Origin of the sequence: Ewingella sp. AOP8-B2-18, assembly GCF_052376015.1 — a bacterium.
In the GTDB taxonomy this organism is placed as follows: Bacteria; Pseudomonadota; Gammaproteobacteria; order Enterobacterales; family Enterobacteriaceae; genus Ewingella; species Ewingella allii.
In genome coordinates, this window is the sequence record NZ_JBQSVB010000028.1 from 1 (window position 1) to 7,192 (window position 7,192).

Genomic DNA, 7,192 nt, shown 5'->3' on the forward strand with positions numbered 1-7,192 from the left:
TTTCCTTATTCAATCCTGGGTAGACGGCGAGCTTGTTTCAGGGCAGAACAAAGCAGAAAAAGCGCCATTTCTCGCTACACCGCCATTATTCCGTCTGGATGCTGAACGGCAGAATGTTTTGCGCGTGGTACGCGCCGGAGGAAATCTGCCGGAGGATAGGGAATCTATATTCTGGATGAATATCAAATCAATTCCTTATGCGGAAAAAAGAGAGAATACACTGCAAATTGCCGTCAAGACGCGGATTAAGTTGATATATAGACCTGCGGGTATCGAAACTACACCTGAAGATGCCATAAAAAATCTGACATGGAAACGTACGGGAAATTCTGTGCAGATCACCAACTCTTCAGCCCACTATTTTACTTTCTTTAACGTCAAGCTTAACGGCGCAGAAATTAAAGATGTCCCAATGGTGGCGCCATTTTCAAACGTCAGTTTTACTTTGCCGAGTAATATCTCTGGTAACTCCTTTAGCTGGCAATATATCAACGATTATGGCGGCACAAGCCAATCATTTGTTCAGACATTATGATCGCTAATAGCCACTAAGTAGGCGTAAATAACGTCAGGGCGCTATGGATGCGCACTACCTATCACGCCGATTATTTGGCGGTGATAAGAATGGAATCAAAATAATGAAAAAACCGAAGAGTTACCGCTCAGTCGGCTTCAAACATTCCTATCTCGCTTGGTTCATCTCCTGCCAGCTTGCTGCAATGCTTGGCGGAGCCGGGATCGCGAACGCTGAGGAATATTTTAGTCCGGCTTTACTTGAAATAGATAACCCAATGCAGGGAAATGCTGATCTTTCAATTTTTGAAAAAAGTGGAAATCAGCCACCAGGGACTTATCGCGTTGATATTTATCTCAACGGGACAATGATCACCACACAAGATGTCAACTTTAACTTATTCACTGATGCAGCAGGAACCCAAAGCCTTCAACCCTGCCTAAATAGTGAGATGCTAAAAGAGTTGGGCGTCAAACTCGCGCTGTATCCAAAAATCAATGCAACGGATGAGTGCGTGAACCTCAGCCAGGATATTCCGCAGGCATCTGCACGTTTTGATTTTGAACAGCAGCGTTTAGACCTTAGCCTTCCTCAAGCAGCACTAAATCAACAGGCTCGTGGCTACGTATCTCCGGAAAAATGGGATAACGGTATTTCAGCCTTGCTGATGAACTACAACTTCACCGGCGCCAACCAAGAAGCCAAAAATAGTATATCTCAGGATAGTGACAGCTATTATTTAAACCTCAGAACTGGCATTAACCTAGCCGATTGGCGGTTGCGTAACTACTCCACGTGGAGCCGAGACGATGATGGTAAGGATCGCTGGAAATCGATTAATACCTATATGCAGCGTGATATTAAGGCATTAAAGAGCCAGTTAACTCTGGGTGATAGTGCTTCGCCAAGTGAAGTATTTGATGCTGTTTCGTTTCGCGGTGCGCAACTGGCCTCTGACGATGACATGCTCCCTGACAGCATGAAAGGCTACTCGCCGGTAGTGCGTGGGATTGCGCGCAGTAATGCGCAGGTCACTATCAGGCAGAATGGTTATATTATTTATCAAAGCTATGTTGCACCGGGTCCATTTAATATTTCGGATCTCTATCCAACATCTGGCTCTGGTGACTTACAGGTCACTATCAAAGAGGCCGACGGAAGCGAACAGAATTTGGTTGTGCCTTTCGCCGCTGTCCCGGTACTTCAGCGCGAAGGCCGACTCAAATATAGCCTGACCAGTGGTCAATACCGCTCAAGCAACAGTGATGTTGAGAAAGCAGTCTTTTCACAGGGCACTGCTATTTATGGCATGCGCTATGGGGCCACTGTTTACGGTGGGGTACAGGCTGCCACTAAATATCAGGCTTTAGTCGCTGGTTTGGGGCAAAATTTAGGGCGAATTGGTGCGTTGTCTGCTGATGTCACGCAAGCTTGGACCACTCAGCAAGATACCCCTAAAACCAGTGGTCAATCATATAGGTTGCGCTACGGGAAAAGCTTCGTAGAAACAGGGACTAACTTCAGTCTTGCTAGCTACCGTTATTCAACGGCGGGTTTCTATACCCTGCAAGAAGCATTAGACAGCTACAACAGCGGCAATAGCTATACTTCGGACCAAAAAAAGAACCGTTTTGAGCTGACCATGAGCCAAAATCTGTGGCAGAAGGGCGGTGCGATTTCAGTCAGCATGGTTAAAGAAAAGTATTGGAATAATAATCGCAGTACTGAATCTGTCGGAGTGGGATATAACAATACATGGTCTGGTATTTCGTATGGCCTGAATTACACCTACAACAAAAATGGTACGGACGGCTACGGTTCCCGTACTTTATATACTGACCAAATTTTTGCCCTTAACGTCAGCATACCATTGAATAAATGGTTACCGGGCGGATACGCCACCTATGGTATGAGCACCAGTAAAAAAGGCAATACCACTAATAACCTAGGCATAAGTGGTACAGCTTTGGCTGATGATAATTTAAGTTATAACCTGAGCCAGGGCTATGGCAGTCAAGGTCAGGGATCCAGTGGAAGCGCCGCCGCCGATTATAAAGGGGGCCAAGGCGAATTCAATGTTGGCTATAGCTATGACAAAAACCAACGCCGTCTGAGTTATGGTTTAGAAGGTGGAGCGATAGTCCATGAAAATGGTTTAACCCTCTCTCAACCTTTAAGTGAAACCATGGTCTTGGTGAAAGCACCAGGGGCTGGAAATGTAAGAGTAACTGGCAACTCAGGCGTTATCACTGATGGGCGCGGATACGCGGTCGTACCTTATGCAACGCCATATCGTAATAACCAAATTGTGCTTGATACTCAATCCCTGCCTGACGATGTAGATATCACCATGAGTTCAACATCGGTCATTCCTGCTCGAGGAGCTGTAGTACGTGCCGATTTCAACCCTCGCGTTGGCCAGCGTGTATTAATGACTCTTATCCGTAGTAATGGTGAGCCAGTGCCCTTTGGTGCCATGGTTACTGATCTTAGTAACAAGAGTTATAACGGAAATATCGTCGGTGACGGTGGTCAGGTTTATCTTACCGGGATGAGTGACTCAGGACGCTTAAGTGTGAAATGGGGTAATGCTGCATCGCAAACCTGCGAAGTGGATTATCGCCTGCAAAAATCGATTGACGCTGCCAATATCGAGTTGTTGAAAGGGGAATGTCGATGAAATGGAATTCGAATATGAATAATATAAATAGCACTGTTTTCTCGCAGTTAATGAACTCTGCCAAGAACAAAGTTGGATATGCCAGAGCGTTTACGCTGTTAGGGACGAGTATTGCATTATTCGCGTTTAGTGGGACAGCAAATTCTGCTACCTGCGGGCCTGATACCAGTACTAAAGTATATAATTTTAATATGAATTATACCTTAACCACGCCATCAGAAAATACCGCGGGAATGTTGAAGCCCAACGCGTTTAGCTGGAATACCGCGGGTGATTACATCATTCGATGCAATTGCCGTGGGGTTTTTTGGGCACCATACATTACCGCAAAAGTACCTGAAAGTGGTGGGGTGGTTTATAACGATGGTACTAATAAATACTATGGGATAAGCCCTTACTTGGGGGTGGCTAGTAGTATTTTTGTCGCGGGTGGTTTAAGGAAAATTATCCCTGCACCCTTCCATATGAGCAATCAAAATCCTACGGGTACATCCTGTGAAAGAAGTGGTTCTTGGGAAACCGGTAATAAAGGTTCAGTTTCACTCTATTTTAGAAGAGCCTTCGTCGGCGTACAGACTATTCCAATGACAAAAGTTGTTGATATTTTTGTTGCTACTGATGGTGACAGTAAATCAACAGTGCCCGTTTCTTCTGTTTATATGAGTGGAACAGTAACTGTACCCCAATCCTGCACTATCAACGGCGGCGGAGTGATCACTATTCCTTTCGGCGATATTATCGCCACGAATATTAATACTAAAGGTGAGATGGCCAAAGGTTTTGTGCCTAAAAACCAGCAACTTAATGTCGCCTGTAACAATATTTCAGAGGGTGTCAAGGTGAGCCTTTCGTTTCAGGGGACGCCAGACCCAAGTGAACCCAGCGTCCTGGCAACCACTAACGAAAATGTCGGCGTAAAAATTGAAAATGCTTCAGGCGCAGTTATCCCACCAATAAGCGGAGACCTGCCTTTAAATATGAATTACGCGTCGCAATCTGCATCTACCCAGATAAAGCTCTACCCCATTAATACCACTGGGCGAACACCGGGCACCGGTAATTTTACTGCGACTGCAACGATTCAGGCTGAGCTTGAGTAAGCTGACAAGCAACATCCCATAGCATTCACCTTAAAAGTGAATGCTACTTAAAGGTTAGAAGGATGTAGATATGACGATTTTTACAGCGACGAAATTCAAGGTGATTTCGTCAATAATGCTGATTTTAAGTGCCACCTCGTTTTCCTCAAAGTCAGCCACGACTTTGCAAATCACCGGCAATATAAAAGCCGCGGCTTGCCGGGTTAATTTCCCGACCTCTGGCGTTGAGGTAAACCTGGGTGATGGTATACATCAATATGTTCTATCATCAGCTGGTTCAGCAGCACCCTGGGTGAATTTTAGTCTGCAATTGAGCGCATGCCCTGAAACCACCAAAAGTGTCACAATGACAGTGAATGGGACCCCAGCCTCCGCAGGCTCAGATACTTTTATCAACACAGGTTCGGCAACTAACCTACAGATCCAAGTACAAAATATCAGTGACAGTCGGATGTTAGGTAACGGCGCCAATGTTACGCAGGCAATAGAGAGCGCAAGTTCTACGGCAAAGTTTAATTTACAAGCGCGTGCATATACTGTTTCCGGTAATGTCACCCCAGGATCAATAGTAGGCAGTATGCAGGTTAGCTTCACATATCAATAAGTAGTATTTTGATGCTGAGAAGCGATGATACTTTGTTCTTCTGAGTTTGTAATAAATAAAAGGACTTCACTATTGTTGCTAACTATTAGAAATGAAAGCGTTAAGCCAGTTTAATAACACTCTCTATTTTCCGAACATAAAGATGAGAAGATGAATAATTTTCCAATGTCGCAGTTACACCGTTGTGCATCGTCATCATCCATGAAACCTCAAGCCGTTAAAAATAACGGGGTGATCATTATGGAAAGCTGCCCCGTAACAGCTTTAGGGATGCGTCGCCTTTTACTGGAGAGTTGCGATGTAGGTAAGGATATTATTCATACCAATTCGCTAGCGGACATCATGCCATTAATTAAGGCCCATCGCCCAAAACTTTTATTGATGGATTTATGCGGGGAAAAAGAATCTGTTTTGGATGGATTAAGGCTTTTGCCTTCATTACATTCTCGCTGGCCGGAGGTAAAAGTTATTGTCTGCACTGCTTTTAGCGAATACAGAATACTTCAATTGGTCGTTTCATCGGGAGCTCACGGCATTTTATTGAAAAGTGAACCGACGATAGCCTTTGTCCAATGTATTTCGCAGATTGTATCAGGGGGGAACTTTTACAGCCCTAAACTGCGACAGTTGTTGAGCTTATCAGACTCGGGAAAAGAGATAACTGCGCTGACACGACGCGAGTTGGATGTGTTGACCTATCTTTTTTCCGGTATGAATGTCTCTTCAGTGGCAGCGAAAATGCATCGTGATATCCGTACTGTTAGCACTCATAAACGTAACGCCATGGCGAAGTTGGGATTTAAGAACGACAGTGAGCTTTTTGCACAAGGAATATGGATGATGAAAGCTTGGCCCGGCGTTGTCTTCTGACGTAATAACGGTTGACCAATAAAACGGCATACATCTAATAAAACAGGGAGTTATATTTTGCGTGTCATGCCAACTACACCACTCAAAATAGCGTTAATGGATAGCAGCCCGCTAGCACTTGCCGGTCTATGCTATTTTCTTGATTCACTAGGTATCGTGAAAGATGTCATTTTGCAAGAAAACAGTCTTAAAAAGGTGAGCGAAGCCTTTATGTATCAGTCAGTTGATGTTCTCGTCACTGATTTGTACAGCCAGAGTGAGTCCTTCATCGAAGGGCGAGATATTATTCTAAATCTATGTTCGCAGTATCCTAATCTGATTATGATTGTCTACACATCTTGTCAATCAGGAGAGCAAATGCGCCCCTTGCTTTGCGAGCCTAATATCAGTCTTATTGCACGTAGTGAGCCTTTAGCCAAAATTGTTGATTCTTTTAGGCAGGCTTTACAAGGGAGACGTTTTCTAAGCCAGAAGATCTGTGGCTATCTTGCCTTGCAAAATAGTTCAGCCGATCTCTCTGCTCGTCAACTTACCTGCAGTGAAAAGGAAGTGCTTAAGCATCTGTTTAATGGAATGAGTCTGGGAGAAATTGCTACTCTGAGAAGTCTTAGTATTAAGACGATCAGCGCCCATAAGTGTAATGCTATGCGTAAATTATCCGTTAAAAATGATGCTGAATTATTTTTGATGAAAGATAAACTTTATCTCTAAACATAGTGTGTATCTAAATTAGGGCGCAGATAAGTAGGCTCGCCCTTCAACTTTATAGTGAAGGGCGAGAGTCAAACATCAGATTCGGCAACTGAGATTAAATCTCTACCGCCACAAAATGTGGCGTATTGCTGGTAGTATAAATAGCGGTGTTTTGAATATTACGATGCCCTAAATAATTTTGAATCAATCTTGTATCAAAGCCTTTATCGGCTAAAGCATAGCCGCAGGCATGCCTAAGCATATGGGGATGAACCTGAGTATCCAGCCCGGCCATTTCGCCATATTTACGCACGAGTCGATAGAATTGCTGTCTGGAAAGCTGTCCGCCATGTTTTGATAGGAACAACCAAGGGGTATCTGCATCTAAAAAGCCTGAACGTATCTGTAACCAATTTTCTATAGCTACAATTTCGCGGGGCTGCAAAGGGTGCTGGACAGTAAAACCGTTTTTTAAACGGGAAATGGAAATCCTTTTTGTTTGTAATTCGATATCACTGAACCGCAAATTAATTAACTCTGTCACGCGCAATCCATGTATAAAACACATTAACAACATGCATTCATCACGCGCACGGTTTTTCCCCATTGCCGTTGCCGCAATCATTTTCTCTATTTCTTGCTGATTTAAAAAGTTCTGCATTATTTTGATTACCTATCCATGGTTTTTTGATGGTGTATATATAACGATTTGTAAGAGTTAGTGCCGCTTA

The 7,192-nt window shown here is 43.9% G+C and carries 7 protein-coding genes; 6 read left to right on the forward strand and 1 reads right to left on the reverse strand.

Translation table 11 applies throughout. The features are described 5' to 3' along the window. The 6 genes from ACT3RR_RS22575 to ACT3RR_RS22600 form a co-directional block, all read left to right on the forward strand. On the forward strand, positions 1 to 535 hold a 535-nt coding region (locus ACT3RR_RS22575; RefSeq protein ID WP_496201146.1), incomplete at its 5' end, for a fimbrial biogenesis chaperone. 103 nt (positions 536 to 638) lie between these two features. Continuing rightward, complete coding sequence (locus ACT3RR_RS22580; protein WP_496201147.1) at positions 639 to 3,194, forward strand: fimbria/pilus outer membrane usher protein; 2,556 nt, start codon at positions 639 to 641, stop codon at positions 3,192 to 3,194. Continuing rightward, complete coding sequence (locus ACT3RR_RS22585; RefSeq protein WP_353501857.1) at positions 3,191 to 4,294, forward strand: fimbrial protein; 1,104 nt, start codon at positions 3,191 to 3,193, stop codon at positions 4,292 to 4,294. The genes ACT3RR_RS22580 and ACT3RR_RS22585 overlap by 4 nt, the downstream gene beginning before the upstream one ends. Positions 4,295 to 4,364: 70 nt before the next feature. Then, the gene (locus ACT3RR_RS22590; RefSeq protein WP_353501858.1) at positions 4,365 to 4,898 is read left to right on the forward strand and encodes a fimbrial protein; all 534 of its coding nucleotides are present in this window, start codon (positions 4,365 to 4,367) and stop codon (positions 4,896 to 4,898) included. Between the two features lie 150 nt (positions 4,899 to 5,048). After that, complete coding sequence (locus tag ACT3RR_RS22595) at positions 5,049 to 5,768, forward strand: LuxR C-terminal-related transcriptional regulator (RefSeq protein WP_485900315.1); 720 nt, start codon at positions 5,049 to 5,051, stop codon at positions 5,766 to 5,768. Between the two features lie 66 nt (positions 5,769 to 5,834). Then, complete coding sequence (locus ACT3RR_RS22600) at positions 5,835 to 6,479, forward strand: response regulator transcription factor (protein ID WP_353503954.1); 645 nt, start codon at positions 5,835 to 5,837, stop codon at positions 6,477 to 6,479. Positions 6,480 to 6,576: 97 nt separating this feature from the next. On the opposite strand, the gene ACT3RR_RS22605 is transcribed toward ACT3RR_RS22600, so the two are convergent. Next, positions 6,577 to 7,122: a tyrosine-type DNA invertase gene (locus ACT3RR_RS22605; RefSeq protein WP_353501860.1), complete on the reverse strand. Its 546-nt coding sequence runs from the start codon at positions 7,120 to 7,122 to the stop codon at positions 6,577 to 6,579. Positions 7,123 to 7,192 lie beyond the last annotated feature (70 nt).

What these genes read in the sequence shown, in the direction of transcription:
- ACT3RR_RS22585 (WP_353501857.1), top strand. Translation starts at nt 3,191, where the DNA reads ATGAAATGGAATTCGAATATGAATAATATAAATAGCACTGTTTTCTCG.
- ACT3RR_RS22605 (WP_353501860.1), bottom strand. Translation starts at nt 7,122, where the DNA reads ATGCAGAACTTTTTAAATCAGCAAGAAATAGAGAAAATGATTGCGGCA.
- ACT3RR_RS22580 (WP_496201147.1), top strand. Translation starts at nt 639, where the DNA reads ATGAAAAAACCGAAGAGTTACCGCTCAGTCGGCTTCAAACATTCCTAT.
- ACT3RR_RS22595 (WP_485900315.1), top strand. Translation starts at nt 5,049, where the DNA reads ATGAATAATTTTCCAATGTCGCAGTTACACCGTTGTGCATCGTCATCA.
- ACT3RR_RS22600 (WP_353503954.1), top strand. Translation starts at nt 5,835, where the DNA reads ATGCCAACTACACCACTCAAAATAGCGTTAATGGATAGCAGCCCGCTA.
- ACT3RR_RS22590 (WP_353501858.1), top strand. Translation starts at nt 4,365, where the DNA reads ATGACGATTTTTACAGCGACGAAATTCAAGGTGATTTCGTCAATAATG.